Raw genomic sequence first — 23,372 nt, forward strand, 5'->3', positions numbered from 1 at the left:
AACGCTTTGTTCTGAGCTTATAAGCGCGGGCGAATAGGCATAGCGGCGGATAACGCCTCCGGCGTTATTCGCCCTACCCCAAAATCACCCCCAAGCTCGGCTACCGGCCTTGCCCCGCGTAGGGCGAATAGCCGCTTGCGGCTATCCGCCGGTCCGAACACGGCGTTATCCGCCCTGCCGCCCTCGGGTCAGTACGTCAGCGCCCCGCACCAGTGCGCGCTCTTCAGTTCCTCGTAGAGCGCGCCGATCTTCAGCGAGCACTGCCGCGACGGCGGGTAGATCAGCGACACCGGGCACAGCGGCGGTTCGAACGGCTGGAGGATGCGTACCAGTCGACGCCGGCGGATCGCCTCCTCGGCCATGAAGCCCATCACCTGGACGATGCCCTGGCCGACCAGCGCCGCGTCGACCAGCGCGTCGGCCACGTCCAGCACCAGGTCGCCGCGCACCGCCAGGCTCAGCGGCTGGCCGTCGCGCTGGAACTGCCACTCCAGCAGCTTGCCGGTGTGCAGGTCGCGCACCGTCGGGCAGTTGTGCCCGGCGAGTTGCTCCAGGCGCTCCGGCGTGCCGTGGCTACGCAGGTATTCCGGCGACGCCACCGTGACCCAGCGCAACGCCGCCAATGGCCGGGCGATCAGGCGCACGTCGCCGACCCGACCGAGACGCACGGCGGCGTCGAAGCCTTCCTCGGTGAGGTCGACCAGGCGATCGGTCATCGCCGCCTCGATCTGCAATTGCGGGTAGCGCCGCGTCAGTTCGCGCAGCACCGGCATGATCACGATCCGCCCGAGCGCCTGCGGGGTGGTGATCTTCAGCGGACCGCTCGGCGCGCACTGGCGGTCCACCAGCAACTTCTCGACTTCCTCCAGTTCCGCCAGCAAGGGTGCGCAGCGCTCGTAGAACAGCTGGCCGTCCGGGGTCAGGCTGACGCTGCGGGTGGTGCGGTGCAGCAGACGCACGCCGAGTTCGGCTTCCAGCCGGCCGATGGCGCGCGACAGGCCGGACTGGGTCAGACCGAGAGAAACGGCGGCCTGGGTGAAGCTACGGGTCTCGGCCACGCGGGCGAGCAACTTGACGGCATTCAGGTCCATGGCGATCTCATCGATGATTATTTTCATCAGTGAAAGGACGGAGAGGCTATTTATCACGATTCCAGCATGAGAAACACTGGCCGCGCCCAACCCAGACCAGGAGTCCCACCGTGACGGACCGTGCCGCCCCTTCCAACTGGATGCTCGCCCTGCTCGCCTGCGCGCAACTGATCATCGCCCTCGACGCCACCATCGTGTTCGTCGCTCTGCCGGAAATCAGCCGGGCGCTGGATTTTTCGGCGCAACGCCTGCAATGGGTGGTGAGCGCCTATACGGTGGCCTTCGGCGGCTTCCTCCTGCTCGGCGGGCGCGCCACCGACCTGCTCGGCCGGCGCCGCATGTACGTCCTCGGGCAAAGCCTGTACGCCCTCGCCTCCCTCGCGGGCGGGCTGGCCCAGAGCGAGTTGCCGTTGATCCTCGCCCGCGCCGTGCAGGGCCTGGGTGGCGCGCTGCTGTTCCCGGCGACCCTGGCGCTGATCGGCAATCACTTCGCCGAGGGCCCGGCGCGCAATCGTGCCCTGGCGATCTGGAGCATCGCCTCGGCGTTCGGCCTGGCCCTCGGCTCGGCGCTCGGCGGCGCGCTCACCGAGCTGTTCGGCTGGGCCTCGATCTTCCTGGTCAACGTGCCGCTGGCCGGCGCCGCGGCGCTGCTCGCCCTGCGCCTGATCCCGGCCGACGCCCGGCGCCAGCGCGGTCGGCGCTTCGACCTGGCCGGCGCGCTGACGGTCACCGCCGGCGCCACCCTGCTGGTCTTCGCCCTGGTCCAGGGCCCCGAGTCGGGCTGGGATGCGCCCTCGGTACGTTTCGGACTTTACCTTTCCGTCCCGCTGCTACTGGCGTTCCTCGCCATCGAACACTACAGCCGCGACCCGCTGATGCCGCTGCGCCTGCTGGGCAACCGCAACCTGCAGGTGGCGATGCTGCTGACCGCGATCTTCATGAGCAGCTACGGCGTGCAGTACTACTTCCTGGCCATCTACTTCCAGTCGGTGTACGGCTACAGCGTGTTGCAGACCGGCCTGGCGTTCCTCCCGGCGACTCTGCTCTGCACCCTCGGTATCCGCGTCGCCGAGCGCCTGCTGGCCCGCCACGGGGCACGCGCGACGCTGGTCGCCGGCCTGCTGCTGGGCGCACTCGGGCTCGGCCTGCTGGCAGCGTGCCTGCCGCTGGGGCGCGGCTTCCTGGCGCTGCTGCCGGCCATCGTGATCCTCAGCGTCGGCCAGGGCATGACCTGGACCGCCATGTGGGTGAGCGCCGCCAGCGGCGTCGATCCCGCCGAACAGGGCGTCGCCTCGGGGATGGCCTCGATGACCCAGCAGATCGGCGGCGCGCTCGGCCTGGCCCTGCTGGTGGCGCTGGCCAACGCCCAGGTGCGCGGCGCCGATGCCGCCAGCCTGCTGGCCAGCCAGGCGCGCGGCATCGAATGGGTGACCGCGCTCAGCGCCCTGCTCGCCCTGTGCGGCGCCGCCCTGGCCCTGCGCCTGCGCCGCGAGGAGTCCGCGGCGTTGCAGCCGAGTCGCGGCTGATCCCGCTCAGGCGTCGCCCAGCTCGGCGCCGAGCTCCAGCGCCAGGGCCTGGAAGGCCAGGCGCGCGGCACCGGGGTGGCTGCCCTGGCGCCAGAACAGCGCTACCTGGCGGGTCGGCAGCGCCGGCCGCAGCGCCACGCAGCGCAACCCGGCCTGCTGGCGCGCCACCGCCTCCGGCAGGATGCTTGCCAGTCTTCCGCGGCGAACCACGTCGACGATGGCGCTGATCGAGTTCGCCTCCAGCGCCACCCGCGCCGTCACCCCTTGCTGGCGCAGGTAAGCGTCGATATGCCGACGCGTGGCGAAGTCGTCGCGCAACAACGCCAACGGCAACTCCGCCAGCGCTGCGGCGGCCAGCGGCGCGTCCGCCGCCGGGTGTTCCGCCCCCAGCACCAGGCCCAGGCGCTCCAGGTAGAGCGGCTGGCTGTCGATCTCCACCGAACCCGGCTCGCTGAAGGCCACGCCAAGGTCCAGGCGATCGTCGATCAGCGCCGCCTCCAGGGCGTCCTGGGGCAACTCCTCGAGGCTCAACTCGATGCCCGGATAGCGCTGATTGAACGGATCCACCAGGGCGCCCACCAGATAGCAGGTGAAGGTCGGCGTCATGCCCAGGCGCAGGCGGCCGCGACTGAGGTCGCGCACCTCGTGGATCGCTCGTTGCGCCGCTTCCAGCTCGCGCAAGGCACGCCGCGCATGAAGCAGGTACAGCTCGCCGGCATCGGTGGGACGCACGCTCCTGCCGGAGCGGTCGAGCAATTGCACGCGCAGTTGCTCTTCCAGTTGCCGCACCTGCTGCGACAGGGTCGGCTGCGAAACGTGCAGCGCCTCGGCGGCGCGGGTGAAGTTGCGATGCTCGGCGACAGCGAGCAGGTAGCGCAGGTGGCGAAGCAGCATGGAAACATCCAACTATAGACCAGACCAATGACTGGAATAATAAACCGGTCTTGGACCCTATGGCTCAATCCGCGCATCCTGGCCCCACCATTCGACGGCCAGGAGCCCAGCGCCATGCGTGACATCATCGACGGCTTTCTCCGCTTCCAGCGCGACGCCTACCCGGCGCGCTCGCAACTGTTCAAGTCCCTGGCCACCCGGCAAGCCCCCAAGGCACTGTTCATCGCCTGCTCGGACAGCCGGGTGGTCCCCGAACTGCTGACCCAGCGCGAGCCCGGCGAACTCTTCGTGATCCGTAATGCCGGCAACATCGTCCCCGGCTACGGGCCGCAGCCCGGCGGGGTCAGCGCCTCGGTGGAATACGCGGTGGCGGTGCTCGGGGTCGGCGACATCGTGGTCTGCGGCCACTCGGACTGCGGCGCGATGGGCGCCATCGCTTCCTGCGCCTGTCTCGACCAGCTGCCGGCGGTGGCCGGCTGGTTGCACCACGCCGAGGCCGCACGGGCGATGAACAGCGCCCACGAACACGCCTCCGAGGCGGCGCGGCTGGACGCCCTGGTGCGGCACAACGTGATCGCCCAACTGGCCAACCTGCGCACCCACCCCTGCGTCGCCCGCGCCCTGGAGCAGGGTCGGCTGAACCTGCACGGCTGGGTCTACGACATCGAAAGCGGCCGCATCGACGCCCTCGACGGCGCCAGCCGGCGCTTCGTCTCCCTCGCCGAGCATCCCGAAGTGCGCGCGGTAGGCGGCGAACCCGGGCAGGCGGTCGCCTGAATCCCTTTCCTCACAACCACCCGCAAGGAGAGTCATCTCATGCAACACAGCCAAGTGTCCCCCAACGCGCGCCAGCAACTGGCCGAGACCGTGGTCCTGAACAAGGCCCGCCTGGGCCTGTCCTGGCAGGACCTGGCCGACGGCACCGGTCTCGCCCTGACCTTCGTCACCGCCGCCCTGCTCGGCCAGCATGCCCTGCCAGAGGCGGCGGCGCGCAAGGTCGCCGCCCAACTCGGCCTGGACGACGACGCGGTGCTCCTGCTGCAAAGCATCCCGCTGCGCGGCAGCATTCCCGGCGGCATTCCCAGCGACCCGACCATCTATCGCTTCTACGAGATGCTGCAAGTCTACGGCAGCACCCTGAAGGCGCTGGTCCACGAACAGTTCGGCGACGGCATCATCAGCGCGATCAACTTCAAGCTGGACATCAAGAAGGTCGAGGACCCGGAAGGCGGCTCGCGGGCGGTGATCACCCTCGACGGCAAGTACCTGCCGACCAAGCCGTTCTGAAGCGTCGCGCCGCCCGGCTCGCCGCCGGGCGCGCGCCTCAGCGGCTGGCGATGCTGACCCAGTAGGGCCCGTGGTAGTCGAGCCGGATCGGTAGGCTCTGCTCCAGCAATGCCAGCGCCACGCCGCTGTCGTCCAGCGGGTAGATGCCACTGACGCGCAGCGCCGCCGCGTCGTCGGCGACGCTGATGATGCCGCGGCGATAGGCGCGCAACGCTTCCAGCACCTCCCCCAGCGGGCGGTCGCGGACCTCCAGCCGGCCATCCAGCCAGGCGCTCTCGCCGCCTTCGGCAGGACCTCGGGCGAGAATCGCCGAGGCGTCGAAACGGGCGCTCTGGCCGCGCTCCAACAGGCATTGCCGTCCGTCGGCAGTGGTGATCCGCACCCGCGACTCGAGCACCACCACTCGCGAGCTGGCGCCGTCATCGCTGACCTGGAAGCGGGTTCCCTGCGCCTCGACCTGGCCACGCCCGGTGTCGACGACGAACGGCCGCGCCGGATCCCGTGCCACGTCAACCAGCAGGCGGCCCTCGCGTAAGCGCAGGCGACGCCGGTAGCCATCGAATTCGGGGCGTACCCGGCTGCGCGCGTCCAGCACCAGTTGGCTGCCATCCTCCAGGCGGAAGCTCTGGCGTTGTCCGGTGCCGGTGTACAGGTCGCCGGGCCAGGGGAAGCCGACGATGCCGATCCGCCCCAGCGCCAGCGTCGCCACGCCGAACGCCGCCAGGGCGAGGCTGCGCTGGAGAAACCGGCGACGAGCGGACGGCGCCTCGAGGGCTCCGATCAATTGCTCGGCGCGCAAGCCGTGCAGGGGCTCGTTGCGAAACGACTGCAAGCCCAGGCTGAGCCGGTCGAACACCGCACCGTGCTCGGCATCGGCCTGGCGCCACTGCTGGAACGCCAGGCGCTCCTCGGCGCCGGCATGGCCGGATTGCAGCAGCGCCATCCACTGCGCCGCTTCGTCGAGGATGCGTTCTCGCCTTCCCTGGCTCATTCGGCAAGCACCTGGTAGCACTGCTTGAAGCCCTCGACCATGTACTGGTGGATGCGGCTGACGGAAACCTCCAGCAAGCAGGCGATCTCCACGTAGGTCAGTCCGCCGATCTGGCTATGGATGAAGGCGGCGCGGGCCTTCGGCGACAGCCCGGCGAGCATGCGCTCCAGGCGCAGCAGGGTTTCCACCACCTGGGCCTGCTCCTCGGCGGACGGCGCGAGGGCCTCCGGAAGCCCGGCCAGGCTTTCCAGGTAGGCGCGTTCCAGGTCCTGGCGCCGCCAGCCGTCGTACATCAGCCGGCGAGCGATGGTGGTGAGCAGCGCGCGCGGCTCGCGGATGCTTGCCGGATCCGGCAGGGCAAGGACCTTGAGGAAGGTTTCCGAGGCGATGTCCTCGGCGCTGTGGGGGCAGCCGAGGTAGCGCCGCAGGCGCCCGCTCAGCCAGGAATAGTCGTTCTGGAACATCAGGCCGACGAGGCGATTGCGTGTCTGATCCATGCCCATTCCGCACTCTCGTGCTACGGGCCTGCGCCACCGGGCGTCGGGGTGGCAGGCGAAACCTTGATCGGCGGGAGGCGGCGCCGACGTCGGATTGCACGTGTCCCTCCCGCAAACAGCGATGGCAGGCCGCCGGGCCTGCGCGGAAGGCAATATGCCGCAGAAGCTCGAACGCAAAAAAGAATATTAATTAAGGTGTACTTAACTTTTTGGCATTAGAAGATCGCCATCCCGCGACGACTGTCGTCATTCCTTACGAAATGGCAACGCCGCGATCCGCCGAAAGCGGCATACTCGTCAGCTTGTTTCGCCGCGTCGACAACGCCCGTACCAATGTCCGCCTCGCTCCCCAACGACACCCCGCCTGACGAAGCCCTGCCCCTGGTCCTGGCCGGTCCCCTGCTGCGCCGCGCAGAGCCCGGACGCCTGGTGTTCTGGCTGGCCACGTCATGCCCGACGACCATCGAACTGATCCTCGCCAGCGAAGGCGAGGCGGAGCGTCGGGTCCGCCTCGCGGAAGGAACCCACTCGGCCATCCGCATCGGCACCCATGCCTGGCTGCACCTGCTGGATGTCGCGCTCGACCCGCCGTTGCCCTGCGCCCGCCTGGTCGACTACGACCTGCGCCTCGCCGCCGACGGCCGGGAGCCTGCGGGAATCGCCGAATGGGCGCCGCATCTGCTCTACCCCGGTCGCCAGCGCGCCAGCCTGGTGCTCAAGCCACGTCTCGACCAGTTGCTCCACGGCTCCTGCCGCAAGCCGCATCACCCAGCGGCCGATGGCCTGCTGCAGGTCGACCGGCTGCTGGAGGAAAACCTGCTGCAGGCCGAAAGCCGCCCGGCGTTGCTGATGATGAGCGGCGACCAAGTCTACGCCGACGACGTCGCCGGGCCGATGCTGGTGGCCATCCATGGGTTGATCCACCGCCTCGGCCTGTACGGCGAACACCTGGAAGGCGCACTGGTGAACGACAGCGAGGCACTCTACGCGCACCCGGCCACCTACTACCGGCGCGAGGACTTGCTGCCCGCCTTCGAGTCCAACGAAGCCCTGCGCGAGCGCTTCTTCGGCGGGGTGAAGAAGCCGATCTTCACCTCGGCCAACGCCCACAACCATCTGGTCGGCCTGGCCGAGGTGCTGGCGATGTACCTGCTGGTCTGGTCGCCGGCGCCCTGGCGCCTGGTCAGGCTGGAACCGCCGCCGGGGCTGGATGCGCGGCACGCGCAGCGCTTCGCCGGCGAGCGCCGGCACATCGAAGCCTTCCGCGATGGCCTGCCCCGCGTGGCGCGGGCGCTGGCGCATATCTCGTCGCTGATGATCTTCGACGACCACGACATCACCGACGACTGGAACCTTTCAGCACGCTGGGAGCTGACCGCCTACGGCCATCCGTTCTCCCGGCGGATCATCGGCAACGCCCTGCTCGCCTACCTGCTCTGCCAGGGCTGGGGCAACGACCCGCAGCATTGCGGCGAATGGCTGGCGCCGGTCGCGGCCCTGATGGAGGGTGCCGCGGCAGACGGCCGGCTGCCCTGCGCCGAGCAGGACCGCCTGCTCGATGCCCTGCTCGACTTCCAGCACTGGCACTACCGGTTGCCTGGCAGCCCGACCCTGATCGTCCTCGACACGCGCACCCGCCGCTGGCGTAGCGAGCGCAACCTGGGCCGGCCCTCCGGGCTGATGGACTGGGAGGCACTGAGTGAATTCCAGCAGGACCTGCTCGGCGAAAAGGCGGCGATCATCGTGTCGCCGGCGCCGATGTTCGGGGTCAAGCTGATCGAGGGCGTACAGAAGCTTTTCAGCTGGATCGGCCAGCCGCTGCTGGTCGATGCGGAAAACTGGATGGCCCATCGCGGCGCGGCCTCGGTGATGATGAACATCTTCCGCCACTCGCGTACGCCGGGTAACTACCTGATCCTTTCCGGCGACGTGCATTACTCCTTCGTCTACGACATCCGGATTCGCCATCGCGAGCGCGGGCCACGGCTCTGGCAGATCACCAGCAGCGGGATCAAGAACGAATTCCCGCGACGCCTGCTGGACTGGTTCGACCGCCTCAATCGCTGGCTCTATGCGCCCTGGTCGCCGCTGAACTGGCTGACCCAACGGCGCAGTCTGGAAATCCGCCCGCGCGTTCCGCAGCACAGCCAGGCCGGCGAGCGCCTGTGGAACAGCGCCGGGATCGGCCAGGTATTCATTGGCGAGGACGGCCGTCCGCGCGCGGTGTTGCAGGTCAATGCCGATGGCTCGCCGGCGACCGCCTTCGAGCGACATCGCGACGTCGAAGACGAACGAGCGGACCAGTCGCCGGTCACGCCGGGTCGCTGAGAGGCCAGAACAAGGGGGACGGGCGGACGCCGCGCCGAGTCATCCGCCCGCCCGGTTTCAGAACGGCCGCTCCTGCACGTCCAGGGTCGCCGCCAGCGCTTGCCAGAGCACCTCGGCGAAGACCCGCTGGGCGTCGCCGGCCAGGTACGCCTGCATGGCCGCGTCATCGCTCCACTCGCTGTGCAACAACCACAGGTCGGAGTCCCCGTCCGCCTGGCGCAGTTCGTAGCGCAGGCAACCGGGCGCGGCCTGGCCCGCCTGCGCCAGCTCTTGCAGGCGCAGGCCGAGGCGGTGCGACTGGCCGCTGCGGGCGCGAATGCTGACCAGGTGACTGGCCCGATTGAACGCTGGCATGCTCTCTGCCTCCTCGACATGGATTCGCCGCTGCGCAAGCGGCACCAGGAGTGGAAGGGCCGGCGGCGCCAAGACGCCGGCCGGCCGCTGTGGGGTGTAAGGGTGACGCATGTGCCCTGCCTCCGATTACCAGTTGCCGGGATGGGTCCGCCGCGCCAGCGTGCCGCCCGCGGCGGGGCCGGAAGGCGAACGGGAAGGCGCCTCGGGGACCAGCGCGCCGTCGCGCACCGGCCGCGAACGGAAGGCACCCGGCGCGCGCTCCGGCGACATGCCGCCCGATGACAGTCTGGCCTGTTGATTTGACATAGGTGTGTCCCCCTGCATGTGTTTCCCATCGGCATGACGGAGATTCCGCCATGCCAGCCAGATTAGGGGGATGGCGCGGGGAATCGGTAGACGGATACTGTCGGGTTCTTGCCTGAAACTGCCGCGTTCCGGTTTTTTCTCATCCGCTTGCGCCCCGTGCGACGAGCTGGCTTGCCTGTTCCTGGCGAATGCTTGCCTGATCCTGCCAACGCTCATCGCGATGAGTGCCTGCCGCCGCGGCGCGCGCTAGTCTTGGGAAGGTTTCCCCCGCGAGTCCCCGCATGAGCGAAAACACCCCGCTTCTTTCCGTCGATCTCCCCGCCGAACTGCGCCAGCGCCAGAGCGAACTGGCGCAGTTGCTGCTCGAGCACTGTCCCAGCGACGGTGTCTACGGCACCGCCGTCGACCCCCTCGCCCTGATTCGCGCCGACGGCCCCACCCTGCCGGCGCGCGGCATGCACAAACCTGCCCTGTGCATCATCGCCCAGGGCCGCAAGGAGGTGCAGTTGGCCGAGGAACGCTATATCTACGATCCGCTGCACTACCTGGTGGTCTCGGTCACCCTGCCGCTGGCCGGCCAGGTGATCGACGCCTCGCCGGACGCGCCCTACCTCTGCGTCCGGCTGGATATCGACCCTGCGGAAATCACCCAGCTGATCTCCGACGCCGGGCCCATGGAAGTGGCCAGCCGGCGCGGCGACCGTGGCCTCTACGTCGACCGTATCGACGCCAGCCTGCTGGATGCGGTGCTGCGCCTGATCCATCTGCTGGACAGCCCGCGCGACATCCCGATGCTGGCGCCGCTGATCCTCCGCGAGATTTTCTACCGGCTGCTGCGCAGCGGCCAGGGCCAGCGCCTGCACGAGATCGCCATCGCCGACAGCCAGGCCCACCGCATCACCCGCGCCATCGACTGGATCAACCAGAACTACGGCAAGCCGCTGCGCATCGAGCAACTGGCCCAGGTGGTCAACCTCAGCCCCTCGACCCTGCACCACCGCTTCAAGGCCGTGACCGCGATGAGCCCGTTGCAGTACCAGAAGCAGCTGCGCTTGCAGGAAGCGCGCCGGCTGATCTTCAGCGAGGGCCTGGAAGTGGCCGCCGCCGGCTACCGGGTCGGCTACGAAAGCCCATCGCAGTTCAGTCGCGAGTACAGCCGGCTGTTCGGCGCCCCGCCGCTGCGCGACCTGGCGCGGGCGCGCAACACCGCCTAGGGGAACGCGGCAGCGGCCGCGACGGTCAATCGGGAAGCGGCGGCATACCTTCGTCGCCCCGACCGACCTTGCGCAACCGTACCCGCCATGACCCGAGCCCTGCCCCTGCTCCTGCTTGCCCTGTCCCTTCCCGCCGCGGCGACGGACAGCGAGTCGTTCGCCCGCCGCTACCTGGCCTATGTCCATGCCGTCGGCCAGCACAGCGAACGACTCTGGCCCGGCTGGCGGATGGCCGACAAGGCCTTCCTCTACAGCGATGGCCGCAGTACCTGGGTCGCCGATGCCGAAGGCCGCGCGCAGCGCACCACGGCGGCGGGCGACAGCGACCCGGATCTCGACCTGAGCTATGCCTTTCCGCGTTACCGGGGCCGTCCGGCGGTGCTGCTGCAGATCAGCGCCGCGCACCTGCGGAGCAATACCGGCAATAGCGAGACGCTGGCCGCCATCGGCCCGCACGAAGCCTTCCATCGCTACGCCCAGGAAGACTGGCCGGGCCTGCGCAAGCCCGGTGGCTATCGCGGCGACCTGGCCACGCTCGACCCGCGCCCGCGGGAATACCGCTATGCCCTGTTCCAGTCGCTGCTCCAGGCCCTGCGCACGCCCGGGCAGCGCGACAGCTACCTGAGCGACGCCCAGGGCTGGCTGCGCCGCTGGCGCGAAGCGGCTCCCGAGGAAAGCCGGCTGGCGGCGCAGGTCGATCTCAGCGAAGGCACCGCGCGCTACATCGAGATGGCCGCCGCCGCGCGCTACCGCACCGATTTCGCCGAGGATCCGCAACGCTATCGGCAGGCGCTGCGGGAGTACGCCCTGGCCTTCTACGATGCCAACGAGATCGGCGTCGGCGTCGACAGCGAAGCCTACGAGATCGGCGCGCTGGCCGGAGTGCTGCTGGACCTGCGCGACGACGACGCGGACTGGAAGGAAGCCGCGACGGCCGGCACCTGGCCGCTGGACTACCTGCTGCGCGACCAGCCTCCGACCTGGAGCGAACTTCCCGACGACGCGCGGGCGCGCGGCGAGCGCTACCGGCGCGAGATGGGCGCCACCCGCCAGCGCCTGGTCGAGTTGCAGGAGGCCTTCGCCGACCCACGGCGACCGCTGCTGGTGATCCCGCAACCGCGACGCACCATCGGCTTCGCCACGGCGGCCAGCGAGGTGCGCGGGGGCTTCTACGTCCTTGCCGACGGGCCGTTCCGCCAGGCCTACCTCGGCGCGCGCTGGAATGTCGGCGAGCTGACCCTGGACGGCGTCGACTATCTGGAGGGCGACGCCGAGGCGTACTGCCCGGGCTACGGCCGTTCGGCGCTGATTCCGTTGCGCGGAGGCGATTGGCGCGAAGGCACGCTGGCGCCGGAAGAACCCGGCCTGCGCGGCCGCCTGGCGACTGCTCGCAGCCTCGTCGACGGGCGGACCCTTTATTGCGCGGCGGAGAATGCTCCTTGAGGACCGACAACGGCGCTACAATGCCCGCTCGCCGCCGCAACCCCGCCGAGGGCTCGCCATGAAGTTCCTGCTGATCGGGCTGATCCGCTTCTACCAGTACGCAATCAGCCCGCTGATCGGTCCCCGCTGCCGCTTCTACCCCAGTTGCTCGCACTACACCCTGGAAGCCATCCGCGTGCATGGCGCGCTGCGAGGCGGCTACCTCGGCGCGCGCCGGCTGCTGCGCTGCCACCCCTGGCACCCGGGCGGCTACGACCCGGTTCCGGAGCGCCAGGAACAGGCGTGCGCCTGCCACAGAACGGCAAAGCCCGGCAAATGAAGCCGGCGAAAAGATCGCAACGGCGACATTCCGCACATAACCGGACCCGCCGGTCGACATGCGGAATTGATAAAACCTATCATTCAGGGTCCATCTCCCCGGCTATCGCCCGGCGCCCCCATGCGCCAGGCGACGCCTGGGAGCTCCGCTCAAACGTTTCATCCTGAGGCACCGATGCCCCGTCATCCCTTCTCCCCTTCCTTCCTCGCCGCCAGCGTCTTCTGCGCCGCCACCCCGGCCCTCGCCGCACTGCAACCGATCGCCGAGGCGCCGCTGGCCGGCGAAACCGAGTTCCGCTGCCAGTTCAACGCCGACAACAGCACCGATTGCGTGAGCACCTACAGCTTCACCATCCTCAAGCCGAGCGGCCGCGAGATGCTCTCGCGCATCGATCGCAGCTACGCGGAGACCGACAGCCTGATCGTGGAGAAGGCCGAGCTGACCCAGCCCGGCGGCAAGCCGGTGCCGCTGGACCAGTCGCAGATCGATACGCGCACCGCGCCGAACCCGGACCAGGGCTTCCTGCGCGAACGTCAGACCTCCCTGGCGTTCCCCAACCTGCGCGTCGGCACCCGTATCAGCTACACCCTGCGCGAGCACTTCACTGCCAAGCCGCTGAGCACCCAGTTCCACTACATTCTCAGCCGCCCGCCGATGCCGGTGCGCGACGACCGCTTCGTCGCCGAGTTCAAGGCCGAGCGGCCGATCTTCGTGCGCAGCGAGCTGATGGACGCCTATCGCATCGAACAGAGCGCCGACAAGAAGACCCTCAAGGTCAGCCTGAAAAAGCCGCAATACACCAACTACATCAACGAAGCCGGCAACGCCTACCTGCGCCATACCCCGCGCCTGGAGCTGGGCAGTTCGCTGGACCTGCAGGACAACTTCGGCCCGTTCGCCGCGCGCTACAACGAGATCCTCGCCGCGGAGCTGCCCAAGGGCGCCGCGGCGGCCGTCGCCGCGGTGAAGGGCAAGCCGGCCCGCGAGCAGGTCGCCGGCCTGATGCAGTACATCAACGACACCTACCGCTACCTGGGCGACTGGCGCGCCAGCGAGCGCGGCTACGTGCCCTTCTCCCTGGCGGAGATCGAGCGCAATGGCTACGGCGACTGCAAGGACCTGGCGATCCTCCTCGCCGCCATGCTCAAGGCCGCCGGGATCAAGGCCGAACCGACCCTGGTCAGCCGCGGCGACGTGGTCTGGGACCTGCTGGTGCCCGGCATGTACGCGCCGAACCATGCCATCGTCCGCGCCGAGGTGGACGGCAAGACCTGGTGGCTGGACCCGACCAACCCGGTGTTCGCTCCCGGCCGCATCATGCCCGACATCCAGCAGCGCTGGGCGCTGGTGCTGGGCGCCGACGGCAAGGTGCGGCGCGACGAGATTCCCCTGGAAGCGCCCGGCGACACCCTGCGCGTGACCCGCAGCGAGCATTACACCCATGACGGCGAAGCCCGGGTCGAGTCGCGCGTGGAGCTTTCCAACGCGCCGCTGATGCAGCTCAGCGTCGCCGATCGCCAGCGCGGCCGCACCAGCACCGACCAGGACCTGTGCCGCAACTTCGCCAAGGAAGGCAGCGACTGCGTGCTGGAGCGCGACGACAGCCAGTTCGTGCTGCCGCCCAGCTATACGATCAGTGCCAGGCTTACCGACCGCCGCGCCCTCGACCGGCTCGGCGGAGAGTATTTCTACAACCGCCAGGACCTGGCCAGCCAGTGGGATGCCTTCGCCAAGTACCGTAGCGAAGGCCAGTTGGCCGAGCTGTACCTGGGCGAACCGCAGATCACGTCCTACGACATCAGCCTGTCCGGCGGCAAGACTGACGAGCCGGCGCACAGTTGCGAGATCCGCAGTCCCTGGTTCGACATCGACCTGCAGGCCGAACCGGCCAAGGATGGCGGCTACCACTATCGTTATCGGGAAGTGCAGAAGACCAGTTGGCTCAACCACGACGAGATCAACAGCGCCGAGTTCGGCAAGCTGATCGAGCAGAGCCGCGGTTGCGTCGAGCAACTGCGCCTGGTGGTCAAGCTGGACAAGCGTCCCTGAGCGACCCGCGCCCGCTCCGGCGGGCGCGTCCAGCCGCACCAGCGGGCGATCCTTCTACTCGCCCGCGCAGCCCTCCAGGCCGAGCACCTGTTCATAGAAACGCGCCATGCGCTCCGGGTCGGCGACGTACGCCAGCATTCCGCTGGCGAGCCTGTCGCCTACACCTGCCAATCGAGCCGCAGCCCGGATTCGAACGTACGCCTCTCCCCGCTCAGCGGGTCGTCGAAGCGCAGCCCCCTGGCCAGCAGCTTGAGCGGCCGCAGGTAGTCGTCGGGGCTGCCCTCGGCGTCCAGCAGCTCGGGATAGAACCCATCGTTCTGGATACCCGCGCCGAGTGCCGCGAGGTGCACGCGCAGCTGGTGCTTCTTGCCGGTCACCGGATACAGCCGGTAGCGCCACCAGCGGCCGTTGCGCTCGACGACCTCGATGCGCGTCTCGCTGTTCGGCTCGCCCTCGCCTTCGCGCATGCGGAAGAACGGCTCGCCGGGCACCAGGCGGGTCCTGCGCAGCAACGGGAAGTCCAGTTGCGGCAAGGCCGGAGCGATCGCTTCGTAGCACTTGTCGATGCGCCGCTCGCGGAACAGCGCCTGGTAGCGCCCGCGGCTGCCGGGATTGGTCGAGAACAGCACCAGCCCGGCGGTATGCCGGTCGATCCGGTGCAGCGGCACCAGGTCTCGATTGCCGGTGCTGCGGGCCAGCCGCGCCAGGAGCGTCTGCTCGACGTAGCCGCCGGCCGGCATCACCGGCAGGAAGTGCGGCTTGTCCGCCACCAGCAGATGCTCGTCGCGGTACAGGATGCGCGCCTCGAAAGGAATCGGTGCCTCCACCGGCAACTCGCGGAAGTAGTGCACACGCAGGCCTTCGCGATATGCCGCCTGCGGGCCCAGCGCACGCCCCTCGGCGTCCAGCACCCGGCCCCGCTGCATGCGCGCCAGCCAGGTGTCACGGTCGATGGCCGGGAAACGCGCGCAGAGACAGTCGAGCACGGTGCTCCAGGGACCGGCCGGCAGATGCAGGGTGCTGGCGCGGAGACTGGCATCGGGCAAGGAAGGAGACGACATGCGGCAACTCGGGAAGGACGGGCGACCATTAGGCCGCAGCGCGGCGCACAGGTCAAAGCACGCCGGGGCGAAACGAAGAAACCGCCCGAAGGCGGTTTCTTCCGTGACCCAGGGATCGAATCAGGCGGCGCTCGCCTTGCGCTCTTCCGCCTCGCAGGCGGCTGCGGTGAACAGCACGTCGGTCGAGGAGTTCAGCGCGGTCTCCGCGGAGTCCTGGAGGATCGCGATGATGAAGCCTACCGCCACCACCTGCATCGCCACCTCGCTGGGAATCCCGAACAGGCTGCAGGCCAGCGGGATCAGCAGCAGCGAACCGCCGGCCACGCCGGACGCGCCGCAGGCGCAGATCGACGCCACCACGCTGAGCAGGATCGCGGTCGGTACGTCCACGGCGATGCCCAGGGTATGCACCGCTGCCAGGGTCAGCACGGTGATGGTGATCGCCGCGCCAGCCATGTTGATGGTCGCGCCCAGCGGGATCGATACCGAATAGGTGTCTTCGTGCAGGCCCAGACGCTCGCAGAGCTGCAGGTTGACCGGGATATTGGCTGCCGAGCTGCGGGTGAAGAACGCGGTCATGCCGCTTTCGCGCAGGCAGGTCAGCACCAGCGGATAGGGATTGCGGCGGATCTTCAGGAACACGATCAGCGGGTTGACCACGAAGGCCACGAACAGCATGCAGCCGAGCAACACCACCAGCAGGTGGGCATAGCCTTTCAGGGCCTCGACGCCGGACTCGGCGAAGGTCGAGGCGACCAGGCCGAAGATGCCCAGCGGGGCGAAGCGAATCACCACCTTGACGATCAGCGAGACGCCGTTGGACAGCTCGGAGAGCAGGTTGCGGGTGGTATCGCTGGCGTGGCGGAAAGCGATGCCGAGGCCGATGGCCCAGGCCAGGATGCCGATGAAGTTGGCCGAGATCAGGGCGTTGACCGGGTTGTCCACCACGCTCAGCAGCAGGGACTGGAGCACCTCGGCGATGCCGCCCGGAGGCGACATCTCGCCCGGATGGCTGGCCAGCACCAGGCTCGAGGGGAAGGCGAAGCTGGCGATCACCGCCACCACCGCGGCGCTGAAGGTACCGACCAGGTACAGCAGCAGGATCGGCCGGATATGGGTCTGCTGGCCTTGCCTGTGGTTGGCGATGGATGCCATCACCAGGACGAACACCAGTACCGGCGCAACGGCCTTCAGCGCGGAAACGAAGACCTTGCCGATGAAGCCGACCTTGAGCGCGGCGGCCGGGAAGAAGCTGGCGAGCAGCAGGCCGGCGATCAGGCCGACGATGATCTGGCCCACCAGGCTGGTACGCGTCAGCAGATGAAGCAGGGGACGTTCAGGGTATGTCATGCAGATTTCTACTCTTATAGGTGTGTCGAAGGCCGGCCCAGGCAGCTTCCATGCCGAACGACCCTGTGCCGTTCCGCCCCCGCGAAGGGATGGTTCGAGCGAGCCGGGTAGTCTAGGGAAGGACGCGCAGCACCACAGGAAACACCGACCAGCGGATACCGGGCTCCCCCGCCACGGCCATCGAACCGGATCGGGACGGCGTGGATTCTAGCCGTGTCTGCGCTTTTTGGGGGCGTCCAATTCTGTCTGGATTCGGACATGTCGTCGCAGGCGCATTGCCAGCCGGGAGGCCGGAAATCCCTGTGAAAAGGAGGGAAAACGCGAAATTCGCTGTCTGCAGATAGCCAAAGCCCGCCATGAGGCGGGCTTCAGATGGGGGGCTAGTCCGTTAGCCATGGGTCCATGATTGACCCGTCACCGTGAAAATTTCGTGAAGATTACCAATCTTTTTCCTTCACATTTCCGCTGAATCCATTCACCGCTCGCCTCACTGGGTCGGGCTCAGCTCGCTCTCCTGGAAGCGCGGCGGCGGACGGCTGAAGCTGCGAGTCAGGTAGAACAGGTAGCCGAAGCCCAGTCCGGCCCAGATCAGCCCCATCACCAGCGAGGTGCTTTCCAGGTTGAGCCAGAGCACCGCGACGATGGCCGCGCCGAGCAATGGCAGGACCAGGTAGTGGAAATGCTCCTTGAGGCTGCGGTTGCGCCCGCCGCGCACATAGAAATGCACGATCACCGAGAGATTGACGAAGGTGAAGGCCACCAGGGCGCCGAAATTGATCAGCGCGGTCGCGGTCACCAGGTCGAAGGAGATCGCCGAGAGCGCCACCATGCCCACGATGAGCACGTTGATCGACGGCGTACGCCATTTCGGATGGACGAAGCCGAAGATCCGCTCCGGCAGCACGTTGTCCCGCCCCATCACATACAGCAGGCGCGACACGCTGGCCTGGGAGGCCAGGCCCGACGCCAGGGTATTGATGAAGGTGGCGCAGAGGAAGATCGACTGGAACAGCTTGCCGCCGACGTACAGGGCGATTTCCGGCAGCGCCGCGTCGGGTTCCTTGAAGCGTACGTTGGTCGGGAAATAGGACTGCAGGAAATACGACACGGTGATGAAGATCACCCCGCCGTACAGCGCGGTGAGGAAGATCGCCCGCGGGATCACCCTGCCGGCGTCGCGGGTTTCCTCGGACAGCGTAGTCACCGCGTCGAAACCGAGGAAGGAAAAGCAGAGGATCGTCGCCCCCGCCACCATCGCCGAGAGATGCGCGTGCTCGGAGAAGAACGGCTGGGTACTGAGCACCGTGGCGGTCCCCTCCCCGTTGTTCAGGCCGTGAATCACCAGGCCGATGAAGACCACGATGATCGCCAGTTGGACCAGCACGAAGACGGTGTTGAAATTGGCGACCAGATTCACGCTCTTGATGTTGATGAGGGTCATGATCAGCACGAACATCACCACCCAGATCCACGGGGCGACCTCGGGGAACAATGCGGTCAGGTATATCTTCGCCAGCAGTGCGTTGATCATCGGCAGGAACAGGTAGTCCAGCAGCGACGACCAGCCGACCATGAAGCCGACATGGGGATTGATCGCTCGTTGCGCGTAGGTATAGGCCGAGCCTGCGGTGGGGAACTGGCGGACCAGCTTGCCGTAGCTGATCGCGGTGAACAGCACGCCGGCGAGGGCCAGCAGGTAGGCGGTGGGCACGTGTCCCTGGGAAATCCCGGATACGATGCCGAAGGTGTCGAAGACGGTCATCGGGGTCAGGTAGGCCAACCCGATCATGACGATCTGCCACAGCTTGAGGGACTTGCGAAGCTGGGTTCGTTCTGCGGTGGGGGGAGGATTCGACATGGGTATGCTTGCCTCGATTTCTTCTTTTTCTAATGCACAGCAAAGGAAGGCGGACGGGCGGAAACCGCAGGCTTGCCGCCGTCTACCTTCAGCAAGGGTGGGAACCTCGACGGAAGAACGGGCGGGCGGCGCCGGACCGGAGCCGCCCGCCCATGCTCACACGGTGTGCAGGTACCAGTTGTACTCGAGGTCGGAGATCGAGTACTCGAACTCCTCCAGCTCGCTTTCCTTGCAGGCGACGAAGATGTCGATGTACTTCGGATCGATGTACTTCGCCAGGATCTCGCTGTCGTCCAGTTCGCGCAGGGCGTCGCGCAGGTTGTTCGGCAGGCTCGGCTCCAACTGCTCGTAGGAGTTGCCTTCGATCGGGGCACCCGGCTCGACCTTGTTGGTCAGCCCGTGGTGCACCCCGGCAAGCACCGAGGCCAGCAGCAGGTAGGGGTTGGCGTCGGCGCCGGCGACGCGATGTTCCAGGCGTACCGCGTCCGGGCTGCCGGTGGGCACGCGCAGGGCCACGGTGCGGTTGTCCAGGCCCCAGCTCGGCGCGTTCGGCACGTAGAACTGCGAACCGAAGCGGCGGTAGGAGTTGACGTTCGGGCAGAGGAAGGCCATAGAGGCCGGCAGGGTCTCGAGCACGCCGCCGATCGCATGGCGCAATGCGGCGTTCTGCTCGGGATCCTCGCTGGTGAAGATGTTGTTGCCATGCTTGTCGAGCAGCGAGATATGCACGTGCAGTCCGTTCCCGGCCTGGCCCGGATAGGGCTTGGCCATGAAGGTGGTGTCCATCTCATGGTCGTAGGCGATGTTCTTGATCAGGCGCTTGAGCAGCACCGCATAGTCGCAGGCCTTCATCGGGTCGGCGACGTGATGCAGGTTGACCTCGAACTGCGCCGGTGCGGATTCGGCGACGATGGCGTCGGCCGGGATGCCCTGGGCGCGGGCGCCGTCGATGATGTCCTGGAGGCACTCGACGTATTCGTCGAGGTCGTCGATGGAGTACACCTGCACCGACTGCGGACGCTTGCCGGAGATCGGCGAGCGCGGCGGCTGCGGCCGGCCGTTCACGTTCTCCTGGTCGATCAGGTAGAACTCCAGCTCGAAGGCGGCGACGATGGTCAGTTCCATCTCGGTGAACCTGGCCACCACCTGGCGCAGGACTTCGCGGGGGTCGGCGAAGAAGGGATCACCTTCCAGCTCATGCATGGTCATCAGCAGTTGCGCGGTCGGCCGCTTCTGCCAGGGTTCCATGGAGAGGGTGCCGGGGATCGGGTAGCAGATCCGGTCGGCGTCGCCGATGTCGAGACCCAGGCCGGTACTCTCTACGGTGGAGCCGGTGATATCGAGGGCGAACAGGGAAGCGGGAAGGTTGATACCTTTTTCGAAGACTTTGGGCAGACTGTTGCGTTCGATTCGCTTGCCGCGAACCACGCCATTCATGTCTGAAATCAGAAGGTCGACGAACTGGACCTCGGGATGTTCCTGAAGGAACAGGCTCGGCTCAGTGAGCTGAACGGCACGCAGGGGTACCGACATGATGCAACACCTTTTTTGTTAAAAATTTCAATCATGCGGGGGCTGGAGCCAGAGTCAATCGGAAAGCCAATTTGTTGTCAATAGCCCTCTCGTCGCCCTCGCGGACGGCGAAATGGCCGTAGACAGGGCCTTCCAGCGCATCGCGAAAGCGGCCAAAGCCAGGCCAGGCAAGGTGTTCAACCTGGTGCAGCAGATATTTTACAGGCTCCGTTGTACGAAAAATTGAACAAGGCTAAGCTGTGCCAACCCTACAACAGCAATAAACCGGGTGTTCCATGTCCTACCAGCCGTCCCTCGGCGCCAAGTTCCGCGGCCACAAGATCGGTCAGCATCCGCGTTAGCTCCGCTCCGGTTCTTCTCTCCCTCGATTCTTCGCAGCGCCCTCGAGCGGCCCTCGCTCGTCCGCCGCCTGCCCTGCCCGTCCTCCTTATATAAGGAAGGACACCGGCCGCTTTCGCCTGCGTGGATAACGGATACGAAGAGCAAGATCGTTCAAGCCAGCCCGATGCGCCTGCTGGCATGCTGGACCGACGTTCACCACCGCCATGCCCCCATGACTGCCCACGACCTGCCCCGCCAAGCCTTTCTCCGCGGCGCCGTCGCCATCCTCCCATTGTCCCTGGCCGTCGCGCCCTGGGGGCTGCTGGCGGGATCGATGGCCATCGAAGCCAACCTCACCCCGGCCGAGGGCCAGGGCCTGTCCGCCATCGTCTTCGCCGGCGCCGCCCAGTTGGTGGCGATCGGCATGCTCAAGGGCGGTGCCGGGTTCTTTTCGATCATCTTCACCACCCTCCTCCTGACCTCGCAGCACCTGCTCTACGGCATGAGCTTGCGGCCGGTCCTGTCGCCTCTGCCGGGACGCTGGCGGATCGGCCTGGGCTTCCTGCTCACCGACGAGTTCTTCGCCCTCGCCAGCCAGCACGACCGGCGCAACTTCAACCGCTGGTACGCCCTCGGCGTCGGCCTGACCTTCTATATCGCCTGGAACCTGTTCACCCTCGCCGGCATCCTGCTTGGCCGCAGCATTCCCGGTCTCGAACACCTGGGCCTGGATTTCTCCATCGCCGCCACCTTCATCGCGCTGGTCGCGCCGCTGGTGCGCAACGTACCGACGCTGGTCTGCGTGGCCACCTCGCTGTTCTGCTCGGTGCTGTTCAGCCACTGGCAATGGAGTTCGGCGCTGGTCCTCGCCGGTCTCGCCGGGATGGCCGCCGGTTTCATCTGCAACAAGCTGTATCGGGAGGCGCCATGGTCTGGGCAGTGATCTTCGGGATGGGCGCGATCGTCTTCCTCAACCGCTACCTGTTCCTCGAACCGCGCCTGCCGATCCGCCTCGGCAGCAACCTGCGGCAGTTCCTCGGTTTCGCCGTGCCGGGAATGCTCACGGCGATCTGCGGCCCCATCGTGTTCATGCCCGAGGGGCGCATCGACCTCGGCTACGACAATCCCTACCTGGTCAGCGGCGCAGTCACCGTGGCGCTGGTGCTCTATACCCGCAATACCCTGGCGAGCATGCTGCTGGGCATGGCGTTCTTCTTCCTGTTCAAGTGGTGGCTGATTTGATCGATGTCAGTCGCTGCACGCCGGACGGCATGATTTCGGCAGACAGCCTCTTGCAGGGGGCTACAAACCAATAGCTCGTAAGAACAGGTGGAAACAACTGAAGCGGCAATCGAAAATTTTTGCCTTACTTCAAACCATATCCAAGCTTCCATTCCAAGCTTCCCAAATCATCACACCCTGCATTCGATGATAGAAAATGATTTTCGCCAAGCGGAGAGTAACAGCGATAAATAGGGACCGTATTTTTTTGTGGGTATTTATACACCCAGCCGATAGTGGCGATTCGATCATGTCCGCTCCCGTCACATCCTCCTGCATCAGTCACGAGATAATCATCGGGATCCTGTCTATTCACACACTCCTCCACCTCAAGCGTTTCAATACCAACGACAGGACGAGTCAGGAGATATGCGATACGATTACGCTCGGTGTACTCGGATTGTCTCACCACAGGCAGAGTAGTAACTCTGTATTTCCCACTCCTGTGCTCCCAGCGGGTAAGAGCCAAACCTACGGAAGCCTGTTGAGGTTCACTAACCACCTTCATGTTAACCCCTTGAAAGACGAGATACTTTTCCTTTAGCGTTCCTCCATGCGGTATATAAGTATAGGTGATACCCCATCCAGAATTATCAACTCGATTCCCACCGCCAAGTAGATTCACGACCCCCACATATGCGATTAAGTCAGTTGACTTCCCGATTAAATTTCGATCCCAATCATTTTTAACAAACGGAACAAGAGGATCCTTAAGAGTAAAAAAATTCTTATAATCCGAGGACAATGACAGCTTTATCCCGCCAAACCATGGATCGAGATCAAGCGCAATAACTTTACGTCCAGCCCGCCAATACCCAACACTACTCCCTATAGTACCCAAACTATCTGCCATACCACCAACCGCAGGCTCACTCCAATTTCCTTTATATAATTTCCTCCAGCTTGACGGGAACATATAAGATGCCTCCGGAGCACGCGCCACGATATTATCCCATCGCCCCGGCCTGAAACAATACATATAGAGGTAGCCTTCATCGGGGGCCCGAACCAGTGAACAGTCACCCTCCCCAGATTGGGTCCCCATCTTCGGTGCCTCAGGGCTGGTCAACACAGTAATTGGATTAACCCAAGATAGACCATCATAAGAAAACGATACCCCCATTGACTTGTGCGTCTGCCCACCATTGATGTAGTCGCACTTTTGCTCCTGATGCACGGCTGCAACATAGACATCTCCGATCTTAACCGGAGAATTTATCCATACTCCACACTCGCTGTAGGACCCTGCGGCACCTTTACTTAACACCTTATTGGCAGGCCAGCCCATAGACCAGGCCTCCGGCCCGGTTATTGCGTAAGCATCACCACCTCCGGAACTGTAGCCTCTGAATAAATTTTCAGAGAGCTTTATTACATAAAACTTAGTATCCAGGCCAGGCTCGTGAGACCCACCCCTAACTACTAGCGGGCGCTCCACCCGCACCTGTAGACAAGACTCACAAAAGACTTCCGCCGCAACTTTCGAAACCAATGAAAAGTGCAGAAGAAGCACAAAACACAAACAAGAAATCATAGACTTCTTCATGAAAATCCCTTTCATAATATTTTATTTTTCAATCAAAACCATCCAACCACTGGCCACCAACACAATATTTCCGGCTCCAGCCCCGAAATGCCGATACCAATCTAGCGCCCGTCCAGGCAGAGC

Annotated in this window: 20 protein-coding genes; 10 read left to right on the forward strand and 10 right to left on the reverse strand. The window is 66.0% G+C overall.

Annotated elements, in window-relative coordinates:
• Positions 1–188 precede the first annotated feature (188 nt).
• Positions 189–1,091: a LysR family transcriptional regulator gene (locus FHW81_RS18040; RefSeq protein WP_003107805.1), complete on the reverse strand. Its 903-nt coding sequence runs from the start codon at positions 1,089–1,091 to the stop codon at positions 189–191.
• A 140-nt stretch (positions 1,092–1,231) separates the two neighbouring features.
• On the opposite strand from FHW81_RS18040, the gene FHW81_RS18045 reads away from it, so the two are divergent.
• Positions 1,232–2,617, forward strand: coding sequence for an MFS transporter (locus FHW81_RS18045; protein ID WP_044069207.1), 1,386 nt, complete (start codon positions 1,232–1,234; stop codon positions 2,615–2,617).
• A gap of 6 nt (positions 2,618–2,623) precedes the next feature.
• Here the strand turns inward: FHW81_RS18045 and cynR are convergent, their stop codons facing one another.
• Positions 2,624–3,511 carry a transcriptional regulator CynR gene (gene cynR, locus FHW81_RS18050; protein ID WP_003114874.1) on the reverse strand — a complete coding sequence of 296 codons (888 nt, stop codon included), beginning with the start codon at positions 3,509–3,511 and terminating at the stop codon, positions 2,624–2,626.
• Positions 3,512–3,625: 114 nt separating this feature from the next.
• On the opposite strand from cynR, the gene cynT reads away from it, so the two are divergent.
• The gene (cynT, locus tag FHW81_RS18055) at positions 3,626–4,288 is read left to right on the forward strand and encodes a carbonic anhydrase CynT (protein WP_003107081.1); all 663 of its coding nucleotides are present in this window, start codon (positions 3,626–3,628) and stop codon (positions 4,286–4,288) included.
• Between the two features lie 39 nt (positions 4,289–4,327).
• Positions 4,328–4,798, forward strand: coding sequence for a cyanase (gene cynS / locus FHW81_RS18060; RefSeq protein WP_003088707.1), 471 nt, complete (start codon positions 4,328–4,330; stop codon positions 4,796–4,798).
• Between the two features lie 37 nt (positions 4,799–4,835).
• Here cynS and FHW81_RS18065 read toward each other — a convergent pair whose 3' ends face one another.
• Positions 4,836–5,789: a FecR family protein gene (locus tag FHW81_RS18065; protein WP_003114875.1), complete on the reverse strand. Its 954-nt coding sequence runs from the start codon at positions 5,787–5,789 to the stop codon at positions 4,836–4,838.
• A complete protein-coding gene (locus FHW81_RS18070; protein ID WP_003114876.1) occupies positions 5,786–6,292 on the reverse strand; it encodes a sigma-70 family RNA polymerase sigma factor in 507 nt (168 codons plus the stop codon). Before FHW81_RS18070 ends, FHW81_RS18065 begins: the two co-directional genes overlap by 4 nt.
• Before the next feature lie 327 nt (positions 6,293–6,619).
• Here FHW81_RS18070 and FHW81_RS18075 point away from each other — a divergent pair, with 327 nt between their 5' ends.
• Positions 6,620–8,614: an alkaline phosphatase D family protein gene (locus FHW81_RS18075; RefSeq protein WP_003118538.1), complete on the forward strand. Its 1,995-nt coding sequence runs from the start codon at positions 6,620–6,622 to the stop codon at positions 8,612–8,614.
• A 57-nt stretch (positions 8,615–8,671) separates the two neighbouring features.
• Here the strand turns inward: FHW81_RS18075 and FHW81_RS18080 are convergent, their stop codons facing one another.
• Positions 8,672–8,968 (reverse strand): antibiotic biosynthesis monooxygenase family protein, encoded by a 297-nt coding sequence (locus FHW81_RS18080; RefSeq protein ID WP_003118540.1) that lies wholly within the window; start codon positions 8,966–8,968, stop codon positions 8,672–8,674.
• 587 nt (positions 8,969–9,555) lie between these two features.
• Here FHW81_RS18080 and cmrA point away from each other — a divergent pair.
• The 4 genes from cmrA to FHW81_RS18100 all read left to right on the forward strand — a co-directional run bounded on the left by cmrA (position 9,556) and on the right by FHW81_RS18100 (position 14,299).
• Positions 9,556–10,488: an AraC family transcriptional regulator CmrA gene (gene cmrA / locus FHW81_RS18085; RefSeq protein ID WP_003106506.1), complete on the forward strand. Its 933-nt coding sequence runs from the start codon at positions 9,556–9,558 to the stop codon at positions 10,486–10,488.
• An 87-nt stretch (positions 10,489–10,575) separates the two neighbouring features.
• A complete protein-coding gene (locus FHW81_RS18090; protein ID WP_023086310.1) occupies positions 10,576–11,931 on the forward strand; it encodes a hypothetical protein in 1,356 nt (451 codons plus the stop codon).
• A 58-nt stretch (positions 11,932–11,989) separates the two neighbouring features.
• A complete protein-coding gene (gene yidD / locus FHW81_RS18095; protein ID WP_003106504.1) occupies positions 11,990–12,250 on the forward strand; it encodes a membrane protein insertion efficiency factor YidD in 261 nt (86 codons plus the stop codon).
• Positions 12,251–12,424: 174 nt separating this feature from the next.
• Complete coding sequence (locus tag FHW81_RS18100) at positions 12,425–14,299, forward strand: DUF3857 domain-containing transglutaminase family protein (RefSeq protein WP_003114879.1); 1,875 nt, start codon at positions 12,425–12,427, stop codon at positions 14,297–14,299.
• 158 nt (positions 14,300–14,457) lie between these two features.
• Here the strand turns inward: FHW81_RS18100 and FHW81_RS18105 are convergent, their stop codons facing one another.
• From FHW81_RS18105 to FHW81_RS18120, 4 genes are all read right to left on the reverse strand, one after another.
• The gene (locus FHW81_RS18105) at positions 14,458–15,360 is read right to left on the reverse strand and encodes an RluA family pseudouridine synthase (protein ID WP_003106501.1); all 903 of its coding nucleotides are present in this window, start codon (positions 15,358–15,360) and stop codon (positions 14,458–14,460) included.
• Positions 15,361–15,480: 120 nt separating this feature from the next.
• Entirely contained in the window at positions 15,481–16,710 is a 1,230-nt protein-coding gene (gene sstT, locus FHW81_RS18110; RefSeq protein WP_003106499.1) for a serine/threonine transporter SstT, read from the reverse strand.
• A 487-nt stretch (positions 16,711–17,197) separates the two neighbouring features.
• Positions 17,198–18,568, reverse strand: coding sequence for an APC family permease (locus FHW81_RS18115; RefSeq protein WP_003106497.1), 1,371 nt, complete (start codon positions 18,566–18,568; stop codon positions 17,198–17,200).
• A 156-nt stretch (positions 18,569–18,724) separates the two neighbouring features.
• A complete protein-coding gene (locus tag FHW81_RS18120) occupies positions 18,725–20,101 on the reverse strand; it encodes a glutamine synthetase family protein (protein WP_003118546.1) in 1,377 nt (458 codons plus the stop codon).
• A 553-nt stretch (positions 20,102–20,654) separates the two neighbouring features.
• Here FHW81_RS18120 and FHW81_RS18125 point away from each other — a divergent pair.
• Positions 20,655–21,365: an AzlC family ABC transporter permease gene (locus FHW81_RS18125; protein WP_003162262.1), complete on the forward strand. Its 711-nt coding sequence runs from the start codon at positions 20,655–20,657 to the stop codon at positions 21,363–21,365.
• Complete coding sequence (locus FHW81_RS18130; protein WP_003088669.1) at positions 21,350–21,664, forward strand: AzlD domain-containing protein; 315 nt, start codon at positions 21,350–21,352, stop codon at positions 21,662–21,664. The genes FHW81_RS18125 and FHW81_RS18130 overlap by 16 nt, the downstream gene beginning before the upstream one ends.
• 124 nt (positions 21,665–21,788) lie before the next feature.
• Here FHW81_RS18130 and FHW81_RS18135 read toward each other — a convergent pair whose 3' ends face one another.
• Positions 21,789–23,264 (reverse strand): hypothetical protein, encoded by a 1,476-nt coding sequence (locus FHW81_RS18135; protein ID WP_171893963.1) that lies wholly within the window; start codon positions 23,262–23,264, stop codon positions 21,789–21,791.
• Positions 23,265–23,372: the final 108 nt, after the last annotated feature.

The sequence above is a fragment of the Pseudomonas sp. RC10-4-2 genome (assembly GCF_050433085.1).
GTDB classification, from domain to species: domain Bacteria; phylum Pseudomonadota; class Gammaproteobacteria; order Pseudomonadales; family Pseudomonadaceae; genus Pseudomonas; species Pseudomonas aeruginosa.